Annotated in this window: 16 protein-coding genes; 9 read left to right on the forward strand and 7 right to left on the reverse strand. The window is 62.0% G+C overall.

All coding sequences use genetic code 11. The features are described from left to right. Nucleotides 1–30: 30 nt before the first annotated feature. The 3 genes from AC07OV_RS21580 (at nt 31) to AC07OV_RS21590 (ending at nt 3233) form a co-directional block, all read left to right on the forward strand. Nucleotides 31–561 (forward strand): hypothetical protein, encoded by a 531-nt coding sequence (locus tag AC07OV_RS21580; RefSeq protein WP_176998086.1) that lies wholly within the window; start codon nt 31–33, stop codon nt 559–561. A gap of 67 nt (nt 562–628) precedes the next feature. Further along, the gene (locus AC07OV_RS21585; protein ID WP_003172956.1) at nt 629–820 is read left to right on the forward strand and encodes a PLDc N-terminal domain-containing protein; all 192 of its coding nucleotides are present in this window, start codon (nt 629–631) and stop codon (nt 818–820) included. Between the two features lie 319 nt (nt 821–1139). Next, nucleotides 1140–3233, forward strand: coding sequence for an LTA synthase family protein (locus AC07OV_RS21590; protein WP_494997376.1), 2094 nt, complete (start codon nt 1140–1142; stop codon nt 3231–3233). 74 nt (nt 3234–3307) lie between these two features. Here the strand turns inward: AC07OV_RS21590 and AC07OV_RS21595 are convergent, their stop codons facing one another. Next, nucleotides 3308–3460, reverse strand: a complete 153-nt coding sequence (locus AC07OV_RS21595; protein ID WP_015885095.1) for a DUF3309 family protein — start codon at nt 3458–3460, stop codon at nt 3308–3310. Between the two features lie 326 nt (nt 3461–3786). On the opposite strand from AC07OV_RS21595, the gene AC07OV_RS21600 reads away from it, so the two are divergent. After that, the gene (locus tag AC07OV_RS21600; RefSeq protein WP_495092931.1) at nt 3787–4602 is read left to right on the forward strand and encodes an SDR family oxidoreductase; all 816 of its coding nucleotides are present in this window, start codon (nt 3787–3789) and stop codon (nt 4600–4602) included. A gap of 127 nt (nt 4603–4729) precedes the next feature. Then, on the forward strand, nt 4730–4933 hold the full coding sequence (gene csrA / locus AC07OV_RS21605; RefSeq protein WP_494997378.1) for a carbon storage regulator CsrA: 204 nt from the start codon (nt 4730–4732) through the stop codon (nt 4931–4933). An 8-nt stretch (nt 4934–4941) separates the two neighbouring features. On the opposite strand, the gene AC07OV_RS21610 is transcribed toward csrA, so the two are convergent. From AC07OV_RS21610 to AC07OV_RS21625, 4 genes are all read right to left on the reverse strand, one after another. Then, nucleotides 4942–5169 carry a YheU family protein gene (locus AC07OV_RS21610; RefSeq protein ID WP_176998090.1) on the reverse strand — a complete coding sequence of 76 codons (228 nt, stop codon included), beginning with the start codon at nt 5167–5169 and terminating at the stop codon, nt 4942–4944. 69 nt (nt 5170–5238) lie between these two features. Continuing rightward, nucleotides 5239–6423, reverse strand: coding sequence for an osmoprotectant NAGGN system M42 family peptidase (locus AC07OV_RS21615; RefSeq protein ID WP_494997379.1), 1185 nt, complete (start codon nt 6421–6423; stop codon nt 5239–5241). Between the two features lie 148 nt (nt 6424–6571). Further along, complete coding sequence (gene ngg, locus AC07OV_RS21620; protein ID WP_495092932.1) at nt 6572–8305, reverse strand: N-acetylglutaminylglutamine synthetase; 1734 nt, start codon at nt 8303–8305, stop codon at nt 6572–6574. Between the two features lie 3 nt (nt 8306–8308). After that, complete coding sequence (locus AC07OV_RS21625; protein WP_495092933.1) at nt 8309–10081, reverse strand: N-acetylglutaminylglutamine amidotransferase; 1773 nt, start codon at nt 10079–10081, stop codon at nt 8309–8311. A 311-nt stretch (nt 10082–10392) separates the two neighbouring features. Between AC07OV_RS21625 and AC07OV_RS21630 the strand changes: the two genes are divergently transcribed. Beyond that, nucleotides 10393–15219, forward strand: coding sequence for an NEL-type E3 ubiquitin ligase domain-containing protein (locus AC07OV_RS21630; RefSeq protein WP_495092934.1), 4827 nt, complete (start codon nt 10393–10395; stop codon nt 15217–15219). 6 nt (nt 15220–15225) lie between these two features. Here AC07OV_RS21630 and mnmC read toward each other — a convergent pair whose 3' ends face one another. Continuing rightward, nucleotides 15226–17199, reverse strand: coding sequence for a bifunctional tRNA (5-methylaminomethyl-2-thiouridine)(34)-methyltransferase MnmC2/FAD-dependent 5-carboxymethylaminomethyl-2-thiouridine(34) oxidoreductase MnmC1 (gene mnmC, locus AC07OV_RS21635; protein WP_494997383.1), 1974 nt, complete (start codon nt 17197–17199; stop codon nt 15226–15228). A gap of 141 nt (nt 17200–17340) precedes the next feature. On the opposite strand from mnmC, the gene pap reads away from it, so the two are divergent. The 3 genes from pap to AC07OV_RS21650 all read left to right on the forward strand — a co-directional run bounded on the left by pap (nt 17341) and on the right by AC07OV_RS21650 (nt 21319). Continuing rightward, complete coding sequence (gene pap / locus AC07OV_RS21640; protein WP_176998096.1) at nt 17341–18855, forward strand: polyphosphate:AMP phosphotransferase; 1515 nt, start codon at nt 17341–17343, stop codon at nt 18853–18855. Between the two features lie 113 nt (nt 18856–18968). Continuing rightward, a complete protein-coding gene (locus AC07OV_RS21645) occupies nt 18969–20153 on the forward strand; it encodes a thiolase family protein (protein WP_176998097.1) in 1185 nt (394 codons plus the stop codon). A 209-nt stretch (nt 20154–20362) separates the two neighbouring features. Beyond that, complete coding sequence (locus tag AC07OV_RS21650) at nt 20363–21319, forward strand: DMT family transporter (protein ID WP_176998098.1); 957 nt, start codon at nt 20363–20365, stop codon at nt 21317–21319. On the opposite strand, the gene AC07OV_RS21655 is transcribed toward AC07OV_RS21650, so the two are convergent. Next, the gene (locus AC07OV_RS21655; protein ID WP_176998099.1) at nt 21316–22698 is read right to left on the reverse strand and encodes a class II fumarate hydratase; all 1383 of its coding nucleotides are present in this window, start codon (nt 22696–22698) and stop codon (nt 21316–21318) included. The two genes, AC07OV_RS21650 and AC07OV_RS21655, sit on opposite strands and share 4 nt — an antisense overlap. Nucleotides 22699–22750 lie beyond the last annotated feature (52 nt).

Genomic DNA, 22750 nt, shown 5'->3' on the forward strand with positions numbered 1-22750 from the left:
CGAAAACCAGCCCGTCACAGGATCGCCATCATGAAAACCGCCCTCGTCGAACTCATCAGCAAAATCAGCGCTGGCGTCATGGGGGCGGAGGAAGTGGCGCGCATCGCCGATGAAGCGGCGCAGGCCTACGCAGACCCTGCGGCGTTTCTGGCGGCCAACCCGGATATCAACTACGACGACACCTTCCCGATTCCGTTGGGGGAGTGGGTGGTGGTCGGCAGCCTGCCCGACACCGTGCTGTTCCAGGCCGATACCTATAGCGACCTGTTCGCCCAGATCGTCGCCTCGTTCGGCCCTGGTGTCGCCTTCAACCTCAAGCCCAAGCAACTGGCCAAGACCGAAGACCTCACGGCCCTCAACCGTATCCAGATCCAGATGAGCGCCCTCAGCCCTGAAGACGGTGGCTACGTGCTGCTCAACTTCAGCCAGTTGCTGGATGACGAGATCCAGGCCGTGCTGGTGTACGGCAACGACCTGCCGCGCGTGCTGGAACTGTGTGCCGAAGTGGGTATCAAGGGCGAGCCGTCTTTGGAAGCGTTGCGCATTGCCCTGCACGTCTGAAATAAAACGGAACCCTGGCCAACGCTGAACATCCTAAGCAAACAAGCACCCACTTAGGAGCGACACCATGGGTTCCACTTTTAATGGTCTGATCGGGCTGATCATCCTCGCGCTGGATATCTGGGCGATCATCAACGTGTTCAAAAGCGGCGCGAGCACGGGCGCCAAAGTGCTGTGGATCCTGCTGATCCTGTTGTTGCCGGTATTGGGCCTGATCATCTGGGCCATTGCCGGGCCGCGCGGTAACGTTCGGATCTGATCGTGCCCTTGTAGCAACTATGCAAATAGTTGCTACATCCCTTCTTATATGTGGATTTTGTGTGTCGAAATATTCGCTGCACAGAATTTTCACATCTTATCCAAGACAATTCTGCGGCTCGATCACCCAGCCAAGGCTTTAGCTTGCGGGCTATTAAAGCCCGGGCAGCGGTGTCCGTTCAGTAATTAATAGCGTTGATGCCATTGATCGGGCACCATTTGCGCCACCGCGTTAACCGCCTACCCCAGCCAGCCTGGGCGAGGGACGGACGCCACTGCATTATTTCGCAACTTAAACTTCCAATGGGTCCTGAAACGACATGGCAAACCCGGACGCCCTGAGTCAGCAGCGAGCTTCTAATCGCCTGCTGCAACCGACCGTCAAATCCCATCTGGCTTACACGCTGCTCTGCGCACTGGTCATGATGGTGATGTTCTCCCTGCTGCGCCTGGCGCTGCTGGTCTACAACCGCGAGATGATCCTCGACACACCGGCCTCGACATTCCTGGAAGCATTCGCCAACGGCCTGCGCCTGGATATCCGCCTGGTGATGTACGTGCTGGTGCCGCTGCTGCTGGCCTTGTTCAGCGTGCGGGCCATGGCGGCACGTGGGTTCTTCCGTTTGTGGCTGACCGTCGCGTCCAGCATTTGCCTGTTCCTGGGCCTGATGGAAATGGACTTCTACCGTGAGTTCCACCAGCGCCTCAATGGCCTGGTCTTCCAGTACGTGAAGGAAGACCCGAAAACCGTGATGAGCATGCTCTGGTACGGTTTCCCGGTGGTGCGCTACCTGCTGGCGTGGGCCTTGGGTACGCTGATCCTGAGCATCGCCTTCAAAGGCGCCGACCGCGCAACGCGCCCCCGTGGCCCGTTCAGCGGCGGCAGCATCGGCACGCGCCAGGTGGCCCCTTGGTACACCCGTATCGCGGTGTTTGTGGTCTGCCTGTTGATCGCCGTGGTCGCCATCCGTGGCACCTTGCGTCAGGGTCCGCCGCTGCGTTGGGGTGACGTCTACACCACCGACTCGAACTTCGCCAACCAACTGGGCCTCAATGGCACCCTGTCGTTGATTGCTGCGGCCAAGTCGCGCTTCTCCGAAGAACGTTCCAACATCTGGAAGGCCACCCTGGAGCAGCCGCTGGCCACCCAGACCGTGCGCGACATGTTGCTGTTGCCGACGTTCGAGAAGCTGGTGGATACCGACACCGCTGCCGTTCGCCGTGACTTCACGCCACCGGCCGAGAAGACCCTGCCGATCAAGAACGTCGTGGTCATCCTGATGGAAAGCTTCGCCGGTCACTCGGTGGGCGCCTTGGGCCGTCCGGGCAACATCACGCCGTACTTCGACAAACTGTCCAAGGAAGGCCTGCTGTTCGATCGCTTCTTCTCCAACGGCACCCACACCCACCAGGGTATGTTTGCCACCATGGCGTGCTTCCCAAACCTGCCGGGTTTCGAATACCTGATGCAGACGCCGGAAGGCAGCCACAAGCTGTCGGGCCTGCCGCAGCTGCTCAGCGCGCGCAAGTTTGACGACGTGTATGTCTACAACGGCGATTTCGCCTGGGACAACCAGTCGGGCTTCTTCAGCAACCAGGGCATGACCAACTTCATCGGCCGCAATGACTTCGTCAACCCGGTGTTCTCCGACCCGACGTGGGGCGTGTCCGACCAGGACATGTTCAACCGTGGCCTGGAAGAGCTGAAGACCCGTGGCGAAAGTGGCAAGCCGTTCTATGCGCTGTTGCAGACCCTGTCCAACCACACCCCGTATGCCTTGCCGACGCCTTTGCCGGTCGACAAGGTCACTGGCCGTGGCAGCCTGGACGAGCACTTGACCGCCATGCGCTACTCCGACTGGGCCCTGGGCCAGTTCTTTGAAAAGGCGCGCAAAGAGCCGTACTTCAAGGAAACCCTGTTCGTGGTGGTGGGTGACCACGGTTTTGGTAACGAGCAGCAGATTACCGAGATGGACCTGGGCCGCTTCAACGTGCCGATGCTGATGATCGCACCGGGCATCCAGGAAAAATTCGGCCAGCGTGACCACACCGTGGGCACCCAGATCGACATCGTGCCGACCATCATGGGCCGCCTCGGTGGCGAAACCCTGCAACAGTGCTGGGGCCGCGACCTGCTGAACCTGCCGGAAGGCGACAAGGGCTTCGGTGTGATCAAACCGTCGGGCAGCGACCAGACCGTGGCCTTGCTCACCGGTGACCGTGTGCTGGTACTGCCTAAGGAAATGCCGCCCAAGCTGTGGGAATACGAACTGGGTGAAAACCCTACCGGCAAAGTGATTCCTGAATCGCCGGACGAGGCTGCCCTCAAGCAGAAACTCGAGTCGTTCCTGCAGACTGCCACCAAGAGCCTGTTGGATAACACCGCAGGTGTGGTTGATGGCAAGCCGGACTAACTAACCGGCAATAAAAAAGAGGCCTCTTGGAGGCCTCTTTTTTTTTGCTCATTTTTTAATGGACGAACTGGCGTTTATATCCGGCCAAGCAACAACAGCACCAACAGAACCACCAGTACGACACCGAGGATACCCGACGGGCCATAACCCCAGTTACGGGAGTGTGGGAATACCGGCAGGCCACCGACCAGCAGGAGGATCAGGATAATGATCAGAATGAGGCTCATGGTTTATCTTCCTTATAGGCCTTCTGCAAAGACCGGTTATTTAAAGTCAGGTCCGTTTATTTACGGACGCCTTAACAACTCCGACTCTGGCCATTCGCAGAAAATTCACTATTTTTTTAAAGCATTTCGCAAACATGCTTATTTCTTTTAATGCGTTCCCAACTTCAGCTGCCTAGTTGAAAAAGATTGAACTTAGGCTATAGAGCGTCCTCGCACCCGGGCGCCGGTTTGCCTGAGGCATTCATCAATTGGATGGTACGTGGGTGCAGGAAAAACCTTCGCTACACTGCCGATCACTTCTTCTGTGAACCACAAGGCAACTTCCTATGCAAAATCGCATGATGATCACTGGCGCCGGATCCGGCCTGGGTCGCGAAATCGCTCTGCGCTGGGCCCGCGAGGGGTGGCAGTTGGCCTTGTCGGATGTCAGCGAGCCTAGCCTGCAGGAAACCCTGAAGCTGGTTCGCGCAGCCGGTGGCGATGGTTTTGTGCAGCGTTGCGACGTGCGCGACTACAGCCAGCTCACGGCGTTTGCCCAGGCTTGCGAGGTCAAGCTCGGCGGCATCGATGTGATTGTCAACAATGCCGGTGTGGCCTCGGGCGGCTTTTTCGCCGAGTTGTCCCTGGAAGACTGGGACTGGCAGATCGCAATCAACCTGATGGGCGTGGTCAAGGGCTGCAAGGCGTTCCTGCCGCTGCTGGAAAAGAGCAAGGGGCGCATTATCAACATCGCGTCGATGGCGGCCCTGATGCAGGGCCCGGCCATGAGCAACTACAACGTGGCCAAGGCGGGTGTGGTGGCGTTGTCGGAAAGCCTGCTGGTGGAGCTCAAGCAACAGGAGGTGGGTGTGCACGTGGTCTGCCCCTCGTTCTTCCAGACCAACCTGCTGGACTCCTTCCGTGGGCCAACCCCTGCAATGAAAGCCCAGGTGGGCAAGTTGCTGGAAAGCTCGCCGATCTCGGCAGCCGATATCGCCGACTACATTTATCAGCAGGTGGCACAGGGCGAGTTCATGATCCTGCCCCACGAGCAGGGCCGCATGGCCTGGGCGCTGAAGCAGAAAAACCCGCAGTTGCTGTACGACGAGATGACAACCATGGCGGACAAGATGCGCGCCAAGGCGCAGGCTGCTAAAGCCTGATTGAGGTGCGGTCTGTCAGGTAAATTACCTGGCGGTGTAGGCGGGGGCTGTTTTTGTCGCAAGGCATTGATGACCCCTACCTGAGCGCGCATGGTCAAGGTCCTGTCATTGAAAAAGGACAACCGCCATGCTGGTTTTAAGCCGTGCCGTAGGCGAAGTCATCTCCATCGGCGATGACATCACGCTTCACATTCTCGAGTTGAACGGGCCCCAGGTGAAGTTTGGTGTGGAAGCACCGACCGGGGTGCACGTGCACCGTGCCGAGGTGTATCAGAAAATCCTTGAGCGCCAACGCGCCGCCAGCCATCCAGCGGCGGTGCCCAACCCCTGAAACCGTTGTCAGTCGAACAGATGCTTGGGCACATCGTGCTTGAGCATCAATTGGCACTGCTCGCTTTCAGGGTCGAATACGATCAGTGCCTGGCCTTTGGTCAACGCCTGGCGCACGCGTAATACGCGAGTTTCCAGAGGCGTTTCGTCGCCATTGTCAGTGCCGTCGCGGGTGACGAAGTCTTCGATGAGGCGCGTCAGGGTGTCGACTTCAAGTGCATCGTGGGGAATCAGCATACAAGCCTCGTGGATAGAGTCCCGGCGATCCTACTGCGCCGGGGCTCTTGTGACCAGCCGTTGCCCGCGTCAGGACTTCTGCCCGACCAGGCTGTCCACCGACGGCACCCGTGTATCGCTCTCCATTTGTGTCTCATGTTCCAGCTGATGGCTGAACCGGTCCAGGGAGCCCTGGGCGGGCTGCGCATCGCTGGCGAACACGGGCGGGCTGAGGATGTAGGCACCCAGCAAGCGGCTCAATGCCGCCAGGCTGTCGATGTGCGTGCGCTCGTAACCATGGGTGGCATCGCAACCGAACGCCAGCAAGGCGGTGCGGATATCGTGGCCGGCCGTGACCGCCGAGTGCGCATCGCTGAAGTAATAACGGAACAGGTCACGGCGTACCGGCAGTTCGTTATCCGAGGCCAGGCGCAGCAGGTGGCGGGACAGGTGATAGTCGTAAGGCCCACCAGAATCCTGCATCGCCACGCTGACCGCATGTTCACTGGAGTGCTGGCCGGGGGCGACCGGGGCGATGTCGATGCCGACGAACTCACTCACGTCCCACGGCAAGGCGGCCGCTGCACCGCTGCCGGTTTCCTCGGTGATGGTGAACAGCGGGTGGCAGTCGATCAGCAAGGGTTCGCCGCTGTCGACGATCGCCTTGAGCGCCGCGAGCAGGGCGGCCACGCCGGCTTTGTCATCCAGGTGACGGGCGCTGATATGCCCGCTCTCGGTGAATTCGGGCAGGGGGTCGAACGCCACATAGTCGCCGACGCTGATGCCTAGGGAATCACAGTCGGCGCGGGTGGCGCAGTAGGCGTCGAGGCGCAATTCCACGTGGTCCCAGCTCACCGGCATTTCATCCACGGCGGTGTTGAATGCATGCCCGGAGGCCATCAACGGCAGCACGCTGCCACGGATCACGCCGTTATCGGTAAACAGGCTGACGCGGCTGCCCTCGGCAAAGCGGCTTGACCAGCAGCCCACCGGCGCCAGGCTCAGGCGCCCGTTGTCCTTGATGGCGCGCACGGCGGCGCCGATGGTGTCCAAGTGTGCCGACACGGCGCGGTCGGGGCTGTTTTTCTGGCCCTTGAGGGTGGCGCGAATGGTGCCGCGCCGGGTCATTTCAAAAGGGATGCCCAGTTCTTCCAGGCGTTCGGCGACGTAGCGCACGATGGTATCGGTGAACCCGGTGGGGCTGGGGATGGCGAGCATTTCCAGCAGGACTTTCTGCAGGTAGGTGAGGTCGGGTTCTGGGATGGTTCGGCTCATAAAGACTCCTGTTGGCTTGTCAGGATGCAGTGCCTGTAAAGGCCTCATCGCGGGCAAGCCCGGCTCCCACAGGTGATCGCATTCCAATGTGGGAGCTGGCTTGCCTGCGATGGGGCCAGTGCAGGCACCCCACCTCTCAAGCAGTCAGCTAACTGTGGGGAAACAGCAGGTCCACAAACCGCTCAGCCGTAGGCTGCGGCTCATGGTTGGCCAGTCCGGCCCGCTCGTTGGCTTCAATAAACACGTACTCGGGTTGATCGGCGGCCGGCACCATCAGGTCCAGGCCCACCATGGGGATATCCAGCGCACGGGCGGCGCGCACGGCGGCGTCCACCAGCGTGGGGTGCAGGATCGCGGTGACGTCCTCCAGGCAGCCGCCGGTGTGCAGGTTGGCGGTGCGGCGCACGGCCAGGGTCTGGCCACGGGGCAGGATGCTGTTGTAGTCGTAACCCGCCGCGTGGAGCGTGCGCTGGGTTTCGGCGTCGAGGGGGATCTTGCTCTCGCCATCGGTGGCCGCCTGGCGGCGCCGGCTCTGGGCCTCGATCAACGCGCCGATGGAGTGGTGGCCGTCACCGGTCACCTCGGCTGGGCGGCGGATGGCGGCGGCGACCACTTCAAAACCGATCACCAGGATGCGCAGGTCCAGGCCTTCGTGGAAGCTTTCCAGCAGCACCCGGCTGTCGAACTGCCGCGCTGCCTCGATGGCCTTCTGCACCTCTTCGATACTTTGCAGGTCCACCGCAACGCCTTGGCCCTGTTCGCCGTCCAGCGGCTTGACCACGATGCGCTGGTGCTCATCGAGAAATTCCAGGTTGTCATCGGCACTGCCCGCCAACTGCTGCGACGGCAGTTTCAAACCGGCGGCCTTGAGCACCTTGTGGGTCAGGCTTTTGTCCTGGCACAGGGTCATGCTGATGGCGCTGGTCAGGTCGCTCAACGACTCACGGCAGCGCACACGGCGCCCGCCGTGACTCAGGGTGAACAGGCCAGCGTCGGCGTCATCCACTTGCACATCGATGCCACGTCGATGGGCTTCCTCGACGATGATCCGCGCATAGGGGTTGAACCCCGCCTTGGGGCCGGGGCCGAGAAACAACGGCTGGTTGATGCCGTTCTTGCGCTTGATCGCAAAGGTGGTCAGCGCACGAAAACCGAGCTTGGCGTAAAGGCCCTTGGCCTGGCGGTTATCGTGCAACACCGACAGGTCCAGGTAGCTCAGGCCCCGGCTCATGAAGTGCTCCACCAAGTGGCGCACCAACACTTCACCGACGCCTGGGCGCGTGCATTGCGGGTCGACCGCCAGGCACCACAGGCTGCAACCGTTCTCCGGGTCATGGAAGGCTTTCTGGTGATTGAGGCCCATCACGCTGCCGATCACCGCGCCGCTGTCTTCGTCTTCGGCCAGCCAGTACACCGGGCCACCTTGATGGCGCGGCGTGAGGCGTTCGGCGTCCACCGGCAGCATGCCGCGTCCCTGGTACAGCTGGTTGACCGCTGCCCAATCCGCCTCGGTCTGCACTCGGCGAATGCGAAAACCGCGAAACACCCGGGTGGCCGGGCGGTAGTCGGTAAACCACAGGCGCAGGGTGTCGGAGGGGTCGAGAAACAGTTGCTGAGGGTCGATCCCCAGGATCTGCTGGGGCGCGGCCACGTACAACGCGATATCGCGCTCTCCGGGCTGCTCGTTGAGCAGCTCCTGGGCCAGGCTCGCGGGGTCGGGAAAGGTGTGCCCGATCAGCAACCGGCCCCAGCCGCAATGCACGGCAATCGGTTGGTCACTTGAAGGGCTGCCATCTTCGGCGAGCCGGGCTTGCAGGCGCTCATAAGACGGCGCCTGGCCCTTGAGCAGGCGTTGGCTGTAAGCCGCTGCATGGGGTTTCATCGATCAGATTCCTTGTTCACTGAGCCACAGGTTCAGCGCCGCCAGTTGCCACAGCTTGGAGCCGCGCAGCGGAGTCAGTTGGCCTTGCGGGTCGGTGAGCAGACGGTCGAGCATCGCAGGGTTGAACAGGCCACGATCCTGGCTCGGGTCCAGCAGCAGTTCGCGCACCCAGTTCAGGGTGTCGCCCTGCAAATGCTTGAGGCCCGGCACCGGGAAGTAACCCTTTTTGCGGTCGATGACTTCACTGGGAATGACCCGGCGCGCCGCTTCTTTCAAGACCTGCTTGCCGCCGTCAGGCAGTTTGAATTTACCGGGTACGCGGGCCGACAGCTCCACCAGGCGGTAGTCCAGGAAGGGCGTTCGCGCTTCCAGGCCCCAGGCCATGGTCATGTTGTCGACGCGTTTGACCGGGTCGTCCACCAGCATCACCGTGCTGTCCAGGCGCAACGCCTTGTCGACCGCAGCGTCCGCGCCGGGCATCGCAAAATGTTCACGTACGAAGTCGCCAGCGGCGTCATTGGCGGTCAGCCATTTAGGCGCGACGGTGGCGGCGTAGTCGTCGTAACTGCGATCAAAGAATGCCTCGCGGTACGCCGCATACGGGTCGCTGGCGCCGTCCACCTGCGGGTACCAGTGGTAACCGGCGAACAGCTCATCGGCGCCCTGGCCGCTCTGCACCACCTTGCAGTGCTTGGCCACTTCCCGCGACAGCAGGTAGAACGCGATACAGTCATGACTGACCATCGGCTCGCTCATGGCGCGGAAGGCAGCTGGCAGTTGCTCGATGATCTCGCTTTCGGCAATCCGCAACTGATGATGGCGCGTGCCGTAGTGCTTGGCGATCAGGTCCGAATACTGGAACTCGTCGCCGCGTTCGCCACCGGCGTCTTCAAAGCCGATGGAGAAGGTCGACAGGTCTTCCACGCCGACTTCGCGCAACAGGCCGACGAGCATGCTCGAGTCCACACCACCGGACAGCAACACGCCGACATCCACCGCCGCACGTTGGCGGATGGCCACGGCTTCGCGGGTGCTGTCCAGCACGCGGTCGGTCCAGTCTTCCAGCGTCAGGTGTTTTTCGTCCTCACGCGGACCGTAGGGCAGGGTCCACCAGGTTTTCTGCTCGGTCTTGCCGCTGGCGTCGATGCGCATCCAGCTGGCCGGTGGCAGTTTTTCAATGCCCACCAGCAGGGTGCGCGGGGCCGGCACCACGGCGTGGAAGTTCAGGTAATGATTCAGCGCCACGGGGTCGAGGATCGGGTTGATGTCGCCACCCTTGAGCAATGCCGGCAACGCCGAGGCAAAACGCAGGCGCTGGCCGGTGCGCGACAGGTACAGCGGCTTCACGCCGAGACGGTCACGGGCGATGAACAGGCGCTGGGTGTCACGCTCCCAGATGGCAAAGGCAAACATGCCGTTGAGCTTGGGCAGCAGGGCTTCGCCCCAGGCGTGATACCCCTTGAGCAGCACCTCGGTGTCGCCACCGGAATAGAAGGCGTAGCCCAGGGCTTCCAGCTCTTCTCTCAATTCCGGGAAGTTGTAGATGGCGCCGTTGAAGGCCAGGGACAGGCCCAGGTGGGCGTCGACCATCGGTTGGGCCGAGCCGTCCGACAGGTCCATGATTTTCAGGCGTCGGTGGCCCAGGGCAATCGGCCCTTGGGCGTGGAAGCCCCAGGCGTCGGGGCCACGGGGGGCCAAATGATGGGTGATGCGCTCAATCGCAGCCAGGTCGGCCGGTTGGGCATCGAAACGTAATTCTCCAGCTAATCCGCACATAAATTCCTTACCGGTTTTTCCGTTGGGGAGGGGTCAACACTCAATACGCCCCGAAGGGCGCGTACCCAGAAACTGACCCAGTGCTATCCGTGGAGTTTTAGACCGATAAGTTATAAGGCAAATAGCCGTAACCTCCTGTTGGTCGGTCTTTGTCTGGCGGGGGCTGCGGCGACATGGCGGTAAATAACGCCAGTTAGCATGGAAAATCCGGGTTGATCGGCTGGCTCAATGCGGGGTTATTCGAATCTGTTTTCCGGCACTTCGCGCTTATCTTGATCCACCATTATTCAACGCAAAGGAAGACGTTGCTGATGGCGCATAAACGCGAATCACGGGATGCCGAAAACACCGTGAGCCCGGCTGAAATGGAAGCCGCCCTGTTGGAGATGACCGGTGACCTGGGCAAGGCACGAGTGCTGCAAGCCACCCTCCCACAATGGCTGCTGGGGGCCAGACCCACGACGTTGCAGGCGATCAAACGCACCCATCGGGACGGGCGGGAGACGTACCAGCGGGCGCAGAACGTGTTTGAACGCCTGCAGCCGCTCGATAGTTTTTGCATCAAGCAGCTGCAAGCCTTTTTGGTGAGCAAGGGTGTGACTGGCGTGGATGTAGAACGTGACAAGCTGGAGCTGCCCAAACGCAGCTTGTCGGGCGTTGGCGCAGACCTGGGTGGCGCCCTGCAAACCACTGTTACCCTTGAAACACTGAGCCTGGTGCAGGCGGCCATGCGCAATTTTTCCGAGGACCAGGCTCAACCTGGCGGCCTGTCGGCTTCGGCGCTGTTGCGCAGTGCGGCTACCGGGCAGGCGATCGTCGGTATGACGGTGAACGAGTTTGTCGGGTATTGCCGTGAGCTGGATCTTGGCTGTGCGTACCAGGCCCATATACGCAGCGTTTTTAACCTGCGCGATCCGGGCGCCATCACCCCGGGTTTCAACCCGGTTGCCTTGGACCTTGGCGAGTCTAAATGCCTTGATCTGCAGATTGACCTGCACATCGCCTATGCCAAGGGGTATCTCAGCGAGCCGACTTACGCCTGGTTGCTCAACGTGATCAAGGCTGACCAGCCGGCAGATGAGTCGCTGCATGCGATGCCGGAGGGTGAGTCGTGGGTCTGGCAAGGCCTGAATATTGATGGTGCCTGCCTCTGGAGTGTCATGCTGTTCAGCGCAGAGCCTTACGGCCAGTTACCCGTCAAGGGGTTTGTGGTCTACATGCCCAACGAGCCGCTGCGACCGTGGTACGAATACGCGCGTCTGGAGGACTTCACGTCCTATCTGAGCCTGATGTTACGGGCGCAGTCTTATCGAAAGGCATTGGGTGCTTATCTGGACGAGTCTGAGCGCCTGGCGTTTTTCCAGCGCTACGAGGAGAAGCATCAGGTTGGCCCTTTGCGGGTGATTCCGGTGCAGGTACGCGTATCGGAGTTTCAGTTTCAGGCCTGTCTCGGCAAGCTCCAGCTCGACGCGCAGGTGCTGGCTGTGCCCAAGGCACAAGTGGACGAAGACGCCTGGCAGCGACGCTTGCAAGCGTATCTGGACATCGGGCTGAACCTGCTCAACGTCGCCGGGTTCGTGGTCCCGGTACTCGGCCAGTTGATGATGGGCGTGGCGATCGGTCAACTGCTAGGCGAGGTGTTTGAAGGGATTGAGGATTGGGCCCACAGTGACAAGGACGAAGCGCTCGGACACCTGTTCAACGTGGTGGAAAATATCGCAGGCATGCTGCTGTTTGCTGCCGGCGGAAAAGTGGTCGGCACCCTCAAGCGCCAGCTCACGGGCTCTTCGCAGTTTTTTGAAAAAGTCGAGCCCATCGCTCTGCAGGATCAGCGCCAGAGGCTGTGGCGCTCACGGCTGGCGCCCTACAGCCAGCCTTCGGAGATTTTCCAGCGGGGCTGGCGGGCCGACGCAAGGGGCATTTATCAGGTCAACGGGAATGCTTACGTCAATATCGACGGGGCGCTTTATGCGATCAGCTTCGACCCAACCATGGGCAAGTGGCGTGCGCTGCACCCGCGACGGCCTGAGGCTTGGCGCCCACCGCTGGAACATAACGGGCAGGGCGGCTGGCAGCACGTATTCGAGCGCCCGCGAAATTGGCATTCGCCCCTGTACAACCTGGGGCGAATCGACCCGGCGCTGATCGCGATGCCGACAGATCAATTGAACAACCTCGCGACCATCACCGAGCTGGAACTGGCCGATGTGCAACATCTTGCCACGGAGCATGAAGCGTTGCCCGAGCGGGTTCAAAACGCCGTGGCGCGCTTGCGCCTGCACCATAAAATCGGCGAGTTGCGCTACGGTCTAGAGCATAACGTGCACCCCGACGCTTCGACCGCTCGCGCGCAAATGCTTGCTTTGCCTTTGATGCCAGGATGGCCTCAGGGGCGTTTTTTTGAAGTGCTCGACGAGCAGGACAACTTGCTCGAAAGCCTGTCGCACCTTGCCCCTCTGGACTATGAGGACATGAGCATTCATATCACCGAGCAACAGGTCAGGGATGGCCAGGTGATGGAGGTGTTGTTGCAAGCCCTCAGCGCTGAAGAGCGTACTCACTTGCTGGGGGAAACGGTTGAGCTGGAGCAGGCACCTGCGCTGCTTCGCAAACGGCTGCTGGAGACGGTCGACACCCGGCATGCGGCGGTGCACCGTCGCCTGTATGAGGATTACGAAGGCATTGCCCGCGGTGAACTGGTGCCCTTGGTCGCGCGGTTTCCCCAGTTGCCACGTCGAGTGGCCTGGGAGCTGGCCACCAACGCCCGCACGGTGGATCGCAAGATCCTGCGCGAGAGTGGGCGCGTGCCGTTGCACCTGGCCCGCAAGACCCAGCTTGCCCTGGACCAGTTACACGAGGACCAGGCGCTGATGGGGTTGTATTGGCCATCGCTGGCCAACGAGGGGACGCGCCGTATTGCGCTGGGTACCCTTGAGTGTTTGCAGGGCTGGCCGCAGGACTTGGCGTTCCAGGTGCGTGAGGGGCGCTTGGACGGGCGCTTGCTTGACCAGGTGGGGCCTGCCGACGCGTCCGTGCGACGCACCATTGTCCAGTCTGCCGAAGGGTTCCAGGCTTTTGACGATCAGGGGCACGACTTGGACGCGTTGGCCAGCGGCCCGGATGGGTTGTACCAGGCAATCGTGGACTGCCTGTCGCGTTCCCAGCGCGCCACCTTGCGGCTGGTGGGCACCCAGACTGGCAGCCGTTTACGCGGCCAGTTGAGGTTCAAGTCCCAGGATGAAAGGTACCGCGTGAAGGGCTACCTGTGGCCCGAGCGGGGCATGCCTGAAGCGGCGCCGTCATCGTGTGTCCAGGCGCAGGTAGGCCCACCTGCAACGCATCCGCCGGCGCTGGTGCACAAGCTGAAAAAGCTGTACCCGCTGTTGAGCGACCTGGAGATCTCCCGGCTTATCGAAGGCGCGGGCCACGATCACTTGTCCAGGGCGACGAAGGTGGAAGCCCTTGAACATGATTTTTCGTCACTACGCCGTGCGCTGAAAACCTGGAGTCATCAGAAGCCAGCGGGTAACGCCGAGGCCATTGCGCCGTGGGACCACCATCTCAGCCGGCGGCAGGCCACGAAATTGATCGAGCAATGCTGGCGGCACATGATCGTGGCGCGTGACGAGCGCGGCCTGCGCGTGCCGAGCCTGGAACTCGACGGCATGCTGTTGGGAGGCTTGCCCACGTTGCCGTCGAACATTCAATTCGATCATGTTCAGCGCTTATCCCTGCGAAACATGCGCCTGGACGATGGCGTTGCTTATTTTCTCAAGCACTTCAATGGCTTGCACACCCTCGACCTGACGCAGAATCACATCACCCGACTGCCCGAGGTACTCGGTCATATGCCGCAGCTCACGCGCCTGCACATGGCAAACAACCAGCTGCAATTGACCGAACACAGCCTTCGCAACCTGGCTGAATTGCGCAACCTGCGCTCGCTGAACCTGAGTGACAACCCGCTGCTGGATGTACCGCACGTGGGCAAAATGCTTGATCTGCGCGAGCTGCTGTTGCGCAACTGCAAGCTCAGTGACTTTCCTGAGGAATGCGCTCGGTTACCGTGGCTTGAACAGGTGGATTTGCGCCAGAACGAAATCAAGGTATTGCCTGACTGGCTGTTCAACATGCCCCGACGATTTACCAGCGTGTTCAATTTGCGCCTCAACCCGTTGTCATTCGCCAGCCAGCGGGCGCTCAAGAATTATCGACGTTCTATTGGCACGGGCATGGGGTTTCTAGAGGACGACCTTGCACGCCTGAGTGAGCAGAAAGCCCGCGAGCTATGGCTGTGTGAGAGGGGCGTGAGCGATCACGCTGAAAAGGACCGAGTGTGGCGAGGGCTTGTGGACGAGCCGGGTTCCGACGGTTTGTTCAAGTTGCTCGCGGAATTGGGCGGCACCGCCGATGCGCGCTTTGTGCGTGAAGACCTCGATCGGCGCGTGTGGCGTGTCTTGATGGCGGCCGCCAACGACGAGGATTTACGCGAGGAGGTGTTCCAGCGTGCCGCGACACCGCTGCGTTGTGATGACGCGGCGGCCAGCAGTTTCAGCGCCCTGGAGGTCCTCACGGAGATCAGCGACGCCACGCGCTTGATCGAAGGGCGGGTGCTGACCGCCAAACCGCTATTGAAGCTTGCCCGGGGCTTGTTTCGACTGGATCAGTTGGAAAACATCGCACGGCGTCACAGCGACAGTAACCCCGCGGTGGACCCACTGGAAGTCAGCCTCGCGTACCGTACCGGGCTGGTTGATCGCTTCCACCTGCCCGGCCAACCCTTGCACATGCGCTTTGCACGCCTGGGCGGTGTGACGCCTAGCGCGCTGGACGCTGCCGAGGCACAGGTCAAGGCGGCGGAGCTGTCACCCAGCCTGTTGAATTACCTGGTGGAATTGCCATTCTGGAATGACTACCTCAAGCGTACCTTCAACAGCCGATTCGAGCGTTTGAATGAGCCCTATAGCCAGCGCGTGAACACCGTGTTCGACCAAAGCCTGACGTTGAGTGACGTCGATTATCGTGACCAGATGAACCTGATCCTGGGCGAGCAGGAACAGGCGCAAGCGGCGGAAATCCGGCGCCTGAGCGAGGATGCCTTGCGCTTTGATGAGCTGGGTATCTGTCCGCTGGCCTGAAGACAATCAGCCCGTCTTCCCACGGATCAACGCACGCACGGCAAAGCGGTTCGGATGACAGGCCTCGGCGACACTGGCGGCCACGGGCAGCGGTTCGTCATTGATCCAGGCTGCCAGCAACTCGCCGCACAACGGCGCGGTGATCAGGCCGCGTGAGCCGTGACCGCTGTTGACATACAGCCCGTCGAGCCAGGGGCAGGGCGTGTCCGGTACTTGCCGGGCGTCCTTGCGCAGCACGCCGTAGGCCTGGTCAAACGCCTCGCGATCCGCCAGCGGGCCGACGATGGGCAAGTAGTCCGGGCTGGTGCAGCGAAAGGCGGCACGGCCCTGCAGGATCGTCGGGTCCAGCGTTTCGGCCTGCAGGCGCTCGGCCAAGTCTGCCGAGATGTCCTGGAGCAACGCCAGGTTGCCGGCGTGCTCGGCGGCCGTGGGCGTGAGGTCATCGCTCTTGAAGTCGAAGCTGGCGCCCAGCGTGTGCTCGCCCAGGCGCGGCGGTGCCACATAACCCTCGGCACACACCACCGTGGTGAGCGCTGCGCTGTCAGCTGTTTGCGGCAGGCGGGTGATCTGCCCACGAATGCGCTTGAGGGGCAGGTCGGCAAATCGCTGGACCTCGGCGGCGCCGGCCAGTACCACCACGGCGGCGCTGGCCAACAGGCGATCACCGTCCCAGGCTTGCCAGTGGTCATCGACTTTGCGCAGGTCGAGTACCTCATGGTGCGGCAGCACGCTGATACCGGGCTGACCGGCTTGCCATTCACACAGCGCGGGCGGGTGCACCCAACCGCCTTCGGGGAAGAACAGGCCGCCGTGCGCCAGGACGATACCGGCTTTGGCCTGGGCCTGCTCGCGGTCGAGCAGGTGCAACAGGTCGGGTGCGAATGCCTCGGCAAGTTGGGCCTGGCGCTGGCCTTCCTTGGCATCGAACGCCAGTTGCAGCACGCCGCAGCCATCCCAGTCCACACCGCGGTGCAGGTGTTCCAGCAGGCGACGGGTATAGCCGAAGCCCGCGACGATCAGCTGCGACAGCGCCGTGCCGTGGGCTGACAGCTTGAGGTACAGCACGCCCTGCGGGTTGCCCGACGCTTCCTGGGCCAATGCCGGGTGGCGCTCCAAAATGCTTACCCGCCAACCACGTGCTGCCAGGCTGGCGGCACTGGCGCAACCGGCCAGGCCCCCGCCGATGACCATCGCATGGCGTTCGCCTTGGGGCGCAGGCGGTCGTGCGAACCACGGCTTGGCCTGCGCAGGCGCTGGAGTATCGGCCGGCCAGCCGAGGAATTCGCCGCGCAGGATCTCCCACTTGTGGCCGATGCCCGGCGTGCGCTTCATTTTGAAACCGGCAGCGTTGATCAAGCGGCGAACCCAGCCGGTGCTGGTGAAGGTGCTGATGGTCGAGCCGGGGGCTGCGAGGCGCGCCAGTTCGGCAAACAGCTCGGCGGTCCACATCTCGGGGTTTTTGGCTGGGGCGAAACCATCGAGAAACCAAGCGTCGATGTGCGCGTCCAGTTGCGGCAATTGCTCCAGCACGTCGCCGATCAACAGGGTCAGGGTCACGCGGCCGTTATCCAGCACCAGGCGTTGGAAGCCTTGGTGAATGGCAATGTACTGCGCCAGCAATTGCTCGGCGAAGGGTTGCAGCTCGGGCCAGAGGGCGAGGGCGCGTTGCAGGTCGGAATGGCTCAGCGGGTATTTTTCAACGCTGACAAAATGCAGGCGCGCGCCGGCCACCGCGTGTTGCTCAAACAACTGCCAGGCACACAGGAAATTCAACCCGGTGCCGAACCCCGTTTCACCAATCACCAGCCTCCCGCCCACCGGCAAGGCGGCAAAGCGCTCCTGCAAGCGGTTCTGTTCAAGGAACACATAGCGGGTTTCTTCAAGGCCCGACTGGTCGGAGAAGTACACGTCGTCAAACACCCGCGAGTGCGGGCGGCCTTGTTCGTCCCAGTCGAGCTGGGCGTGGTTGATGGGGTTCATGGGCGGCTCGGCAAAATCAAGGCGGCCATTCTAGCTGATCAATGGGCTTTGAATTGACCCACGGCAAGCGAGGGTGGAATTTCCTCCCGCGTGTTGTTGCCCAATCCGCTAGTCTTGATCCATCTTCACACGGAGCTGCCCATGTTCGAATCCGCCGAAATCGGTCACGCCATCGACAAAGACACCTACGACGCCGAAGTGCCGGCGCTGCGCGAAGCCCTGCTGGAAGTGCAGTACGAGCTGCAACAGCAGAAGCGCTTCCCGGTGATCATCCTGATCAACGGCATCGAAGGCGCCGGCAAGGGCGAGACCGTCAAGCTGCTCAATGAATGGATGGACCCGCGCCTGATCGAGGTGCGCACCTTCGACCAGCAGACCGACGAAGAACTGGCCCGCCCACCGGCGTGGCGTTATTGGCGGCAGCTGCCGGCGAAAGGGCGCATGGGCATCTTTTTCGGCAATTGGTACAGCCAGATGCTGCAAGGCCGGGTGCACGGGCAGATCAAGGACGCGCGCCTGGACCAGGCCATTGCCGGCGCCGAACGCCTGGAAAAGATGCTCTGCGATGAAGGCGCGCTGATCTTCAAGTTCTGGTTCCACCTGTCCAAGAAACAGATGAAGGCACGGCTCAAGGCCCTGGCCGACGACCCGCTGCACAGCTGGCGCATCAGCCCGCTGGATTGGCAGCAATCAGAAACCTACGACAAGTTCGTGCACTTCGGTGAGCGCATCCTGCGCCGCACCAGCCGCGACTATGCGCCTTGGCATGTCATCGAAGGTGTGGACGCCCATTATCGTGGGCTTACCGTGGGCAAGCTGCTGCTGGAAGGCCTGCAGAATGCCCTCAAGCTGCCCAAGGGCAAGGCCAGCGGCATGAACCCGGCGCCGCTGATTGCGTCGGTGGACAAAAAGAGCCTGCTCGACAGCCTGGACATGACCCTGCGCCTGGAGAAGGACGACTACGAAGAACAGCTGATCACCGAGCAGGCGCGCTTCTCTGGCCTGATGCGCGACAAGCGCATGCGCAAGCACGCTTTGGTCACCGTGTTCGAAGGCAACGACGCGGCGGGCAAGGGCGGGGCGATTCGCCGAGTGGCGGCGGCGCTGGACCCGCGCCAGTACCACATCGTGCCGATTGCTGCGCCGAGTGAAGACGAGCGTGCCCAGCCTTACTTGTGGCGGTTCTGGCAGAAAATTCCGGCGCGGGGCATGTTTACTGTGTTCGACCGCTCCTGGTACGGCCGCGTGCTGGTGGAGCGCATCGAAGGCTTCTGCACCCCGGCCGACTGGATGCGCGCCTATGGCGAGATCAACGACTTCGAGGAGCAACTACGCGATGCCGGGGTGATCGTGGTCAAGTTCTGGCTGGCCATCGACAAGGACACCCAACTGGAACGTTTCCAGGCTCGCGAGGAGATTCCGTTCAAGCGCTTCAAGATCACCGAAGACGACTGGCGCAACCGCGACAAATGGGACGACTACCGCGCGGCCGTCGGCGACATGGTCGACCGCACCAGCACCGAAGTGGCGCCCTGGACCCTGGTGGAGGCCAACGATAAGCGCTGGGCGCGGGTCAAGGTCTTGCGCACCATCAACCTGGCGCTGGAAGAGGCGTTCGCCAAATCCGACAAGCACGACAAGAAGAAAAAGAAATAACCCGTGGCCCGTCATCATGGGTTTGCATATCCGGGGTGAATGATCGTCGCGGTTGCCGGGAGCGGGATCTATCCTCGATCCATCTCCTGACAACCACAAGATCGAGGTAGCCCATGCGTGAAGTAGTGATCGTCGACAGCGTGCGAACCGGCCTGGCCAAGTCCTTTCGCGGCAAGTTCAACCAGACGCGCCCGGATGACATGGCGGCCCATTGCGTCAACGCGTTGCTCACCCGCAACGGCATTGACCCGGCGACGGTGGAGGACTGCATCGTGGGTGCCGGCTCCAACGAAGGCGCCCAGGGCTACAACATCGGGCGCAACGTGGCGGTGCTCTCGCAATTGGGCACCGGTACGGCCGGGATGACCCTCAATCGTTTCTGCTCTTCGGGGCTGCAAGCGATTGCCATTGCGGCCAACCAGATTGCCTCGGGGTGCAGCGATATCATCGTTGCCGGCGGTGTGGAATCCATCAGCCTGACCATGAAAAGCGTCAACACCGATAACCTGATCAACCCGCTGCTTAAAGAGCAGGTGCCGGGTATCTACTTCCCCATGGGCCAGACCGCCGAGATTGTCGCGCGCCGCTACAACGTCAGCCGCGAAGAGCAGGACCTGTACGCCCTGCAAAGCCAGCAGCGCACGGCCCAGGCCCAGGCCGATGGCTTGTTCAACGATGAAATCGTGCCCATGGCCGTCAAGTACAAGGTCGAGGACAAGAACACCGGCGCCGTGCAAGTGCTCGACGGCGTGGTGGATCGCGATGACTGCAACCGCCCCGACACCACCCTGGCCAGCTTGCAGGGCTTGAAGCCCGTGTTTGCCGAAGACGGCTCGGTGACGGCGGGCAACTCTTCGCAATTGTCCGACGGCGCTTCGATGACGTTGGTCATGAGCCTGGAAAAGGCCCTGGCCCTGGGGCTCAAGCCCAAGGCGTTTTTCCGCGGCTTTACCGTGGCCGGCTGTGAGCCGGACGAGATGGGCATCGGTCCGGTGTTTTCGGTGCCCAAGCTGCTCAAGGCCAAGGGCTTGCAGGTGGCGGACATCGACCTGTGGGAGCTCAACGAAGCGTTCGCGTCCCAGTGCCTGTATGCGCGTAACCGCCTGGAGATCGACAACGCCAAGTACAACGTCAACGGCGGCTCGATCTCCATCGGCCACCCGTTCGGCATGACCGGTTCGCGGCAGGTGGGGCACCTGGTGCGTGAGTTGCAACGGCGCAACCTGCGCTACGGCATCGTCACCATGTGCGTGGGCGGCGGCATGGGCGCGACCGGATTGTTCGAAGCGGTGCGTTGATCCGTTCCTGACGAAACCGGATCAAATTGTGGGAGCTGGCTTGCCTGCGATAGCGGAGTGTCAGACCAGAATACGTTGGCTTCAAACCGCTATCGCAGGCAAGCCAGCTCCCACATTTGATTTGCGTAATGCTGAAAAAAACGCTCGCCAGCGCCCCCCTTAGTCCCCCTAGAATGCCCCTTCCACTTCCTCTGGCATCTGGGGCATTCATGCACATCTCTTCCGGCCGCTGGGTCTACGGCTTTTGCTTGACCCTGCTGACCGCACTGCTCTGGGGCATCCTCCCGGTGAAACTCAAACAGGTCCTGCAGGTGATGGACCCGATCACCGTGACCTGGTTTCGCCTGATCGTCGCTGGCAGTTGCCTGTTCATCTACCTGGCGCTCACCAAACGCCTGCCCAGCCGCAAGGTGCTCGGGCCCAGAGGCGGTTGGCTGGTGGGCATGGCGGTGTGCGGCCTGGTGGGCAACTACGTGCTGTACCTGGTGGGCCTGAAAATGCTCAGCCCTGGCACCGCGCAGCTGGTGGTGCAGATGGGGCCGATCTTCCTGATGATCGCCAGTGTCTTTGTGTTCAAGGAGCGTTTCAGCCTGGGGCAAGTGGCCGGGTTGGTGGTGCTGGTCGTGGGGTTCGGCCTGTTCTTCAACCAGCGCCTTGAGGAAATGCTGACTTCGTTGGGCACCTACACCGCCGGTGTGTTGACCATCCTGCTCGCCACCACCATCTGGGTGTTCTACGCCCTGGGCCAGAAGCAATTGCTGACGGTGTGGAATTCGCTGCAGGTGATGATGGTGATCTACCTGTCGTGCGCCGTGTTGCTCACGCCCTGGGCCCACCCTCTGGAAGCCCTGGACCTCAGCCCGCTGCAAGGCTGGCTGTTGCTGGCGTGTTGCATGAATACCCTGGTGGCCTACGGCGCATTCGCCGAAGCGCTGGCCCACTGGGAAGCCTCTCGGGTGAGCGCCACCCTGGCCCTTACGCCGTTGGTGACCTTTGTCGCCGTGGCGCTGGCCGCCTGGCTGTGGCCGGACTTTGTGCAGGCCGAAGAGATCAACGCCCTGGGCTATGCCGGGGCGTTGGTGGTGATGCTGGGGTCAGCGACCGTGGCGCTGGCACCGTCGCTGATTGCCGGGCTCAAGGCCCGGCGTGTGCGCATGGCGTCTTAATTGCCCAGCATGTTTTCCGGGCGTACCCACTGGTCGAACTCTTCGTCCGTGAGGTAGCCCAGCTCCAGGGCGGCTTCGCGCAGCGTCAGCCCCTCGGCATAGGCTTTCTTGGCAATCTCTGCCGACTTGTCATAGCCGATATGCGGGTTGAGCGCAGTCACAAGCATCAGCCCGCGCTCCAGGTGTTCGGCCATCTGCCCAGCGTCGGGCTCAAGCCCGGCCACGCAATGCTCCTGGAAGTTATTGCAGCCGTCCGCCAGCAAGCGGATCGACTCCAGCAGGTTGTGGATGATCACCGGCTTGTACACGTTCAGCTGCAAATGCCCCTGGCTGGCGGCCATGCCGATGGTCACGTCATTGCCCAGTACCTGGCAGGCCAGCATCGACAGCGCTTCGCACTGGGTAGGGTTGACCTTGCCCGGCATGATCGAGCTGCCCGGTTCGTTGGCCGGCAATTTCACTTCGGCCAGCCCCGCGCGTGGCCCGGAGCCCAGCAGGCGCAGGTCATTGGCGATTTTCATCAGGGCCACCGCCAGGGTTTTCAGCGCGCCGTGCAGGGTCACCAGGGGTTCGTGGCCGGAGAGGGCGGCGAACTTGTTCGGCGCCGTGACGAACGGAAAGCCTGACAACGCAGCCAATTCGGAGGCAATGGCCTCGCCAAACCCGTGGGGCGCATTGAGCCCGGTGCCCACGGCGGTGCCACCCTGGGCCAGTTCGCACACGGCGGGCAGGGCGCTGCGGATCGCGCGTTCGGCGTAATCAAGTTGGGCAATAAAGGCTGAGAGTTCCTGGCCGAAGGTGATGGGCGTGGCGTCCATCATGTGGGTGCGGCCGGTTTTCACCAGGGTCATATGGCGCGCGGCCAGCTCGGCCAGGCCACCGGAAAGCGTGGCGATGGCCGGCAGCAAGCGCTGATGCACGGCCTGCACGGCGGCAATGCTCATGGCCGTCGGGAAGCAGTCGTTGGAGCTTTGCGAGCGGTTCACATGATCGTTAGGGTGCACCGGGCTCTTGCCGCCACGGGTCTTGCCCGACAGCTCGTTGGCGCGGCCGGCGATTACTTCGTTGGCGTTCATGTTGCTCTGGGTGCCGCTGCCGGTCTGCCACACCACCAGGGGGAACTGGTCGTCATGCTGGCCTGCGAGCACTTCATCGGCGGCCTGTTCGATCAGGCGGGCGATGTCGGCGGGCAGGTCGCCGTTGCGGTCGTTGACCCGTGCGGCGGCTTTCTTGATCAGGGCCAGGGCGTGCAATACCGCCAGGGGCATGCGCTGTTCGCCGATGGCGAAATTCACCAGCGAACGTTGGGTCTGGGCGCCCCAGTAAGCGTCATCCGGGACATGGACTTCTCCCAGGCTGTCGGTTTCGATACGGCTCATCGGGCACACTCCTTCAGGTCTGTTTGCGCAGTTTAGGCCGTGATCGACCGGG

Source organism: Pseudomonas sp. GW821-FHT09A09, from assembly GCF_059418405.1.

Excerpts from the sequence above, each read along its gene's own strand:
- AC07OV_RS21590 (WP_494997376.1), top strand. The coding sequence starts at position 1,140 with ATGGCAAACCCGGACGCCCTGAGTCAGCAGCGAGCTTCTAATCGCCTG.
- AC07OV_RS21580 (WP_176998086.1), top strand. The coding sequence starts at position 31 with ATGAAAACCGCCCTCGTCGAACTCATCAGCAAAATCAGCGCTGGCGTC.
- AC07OV_RS21625 (WP_495092933.1), bottom strand. The coding sequence starts at position 10,081 with ATGTGCGGATTAGCTGGAGAATTACGTTTCGATGCCCAACCGGCCGAC.
- AC07OV_RS21655 (WP_176998099.1), bottom strand. The coding sequence starts at position 22,698 with ATGAGCCGTATCGAAACCGACAGCCTGGGAGAAGTCCATGTCCCGGAT.
- AC07OV_RS21645 (WP_176998097.1), top strand. The coding sequence starts at position 18,969 with ATGCGTGAAGTAGTGATCGTCGACAGCGTGCGAACCGGCCTGGCCAAG.
- AC07OV_RS21610 (WP_176998090.1), bottom strand. The coding sequence starts at position 5,169 with ATGCTGATTCCCCACGATGCACTTGAAGTCGACACCCTGACGCGCCTC.
- AC07OV_RS21650 (WP_176998098.1), top strand. The coding sequence starts at position 20,363 with ATGCACATCTCTTCCGGCCGCTGGGTCTACGGCTTTTGCTTGACCCTG.
- csrA (WP_494997378.1), top strand. The coding sequence starts at position 4,730 with ATGCTGGTTTTAAGCCGTGCCGTAGGCGAAGTCATCTCCATCGGCGAT.
- ngg (WP_495092932.1), bottom strand. The coding sequence starts at position 8,305 with ATGAAACCCCATGCAGCGGCTTACAGCCAACGCCTGCTCAAGGGCCAG.
- AC07OV_RS21615 (WP_494997379.1), bottom strand. The coding sequence starts at position 6,423 with ATGAGCCGAACCATCCCAGAACCCGACCTCACCTACCTGCAGAAAGTC.
- pap (WP_176998096.1), top strand. The coding sequence starts at position 17,341 with ATGTTCGAATCCGCCGAAATCGGTCACGCCATCGACAAAGACACCTAC.
- AC07OV_RS21600 (WP_495092931.1), top strand. The coding sequence starts at position 3,787 with ATGCAAAATCGCATGATGATCACTGGCGCCGGATCCGGCCTGGGTCGC.
- AC07OV_RS21585 (WP_003172956.1), top strand. The coding sequence starts at position 629 with ATGGGTTCCACTTTTAATGGTCTGATCGGGCTGATCATCCTCGCGCTG.
- AC07OV_RS21630 (WP_495092934.1), top strand. The coding sequence starts at position 10,393 with ATGGCGCATAAACGCGAATCACGGGATGCCGAAAACACCGTGAGCCCG.
- mnmC (WP_494997383.1), bottom strand. The coding sequence starts at position 17,199 with ATGAACCCCATCAACCACGCCCAGCTCGACTGGGACGAACAAGGCCGC.
- AC07OV_RS21595 (WP_015885095.1), bottom strand. The coding sequence starts at position 3,460 with ATGAGCCTCATTCTGATCATTATCCTGATCCTCCTGCTGGTCGGTGGC.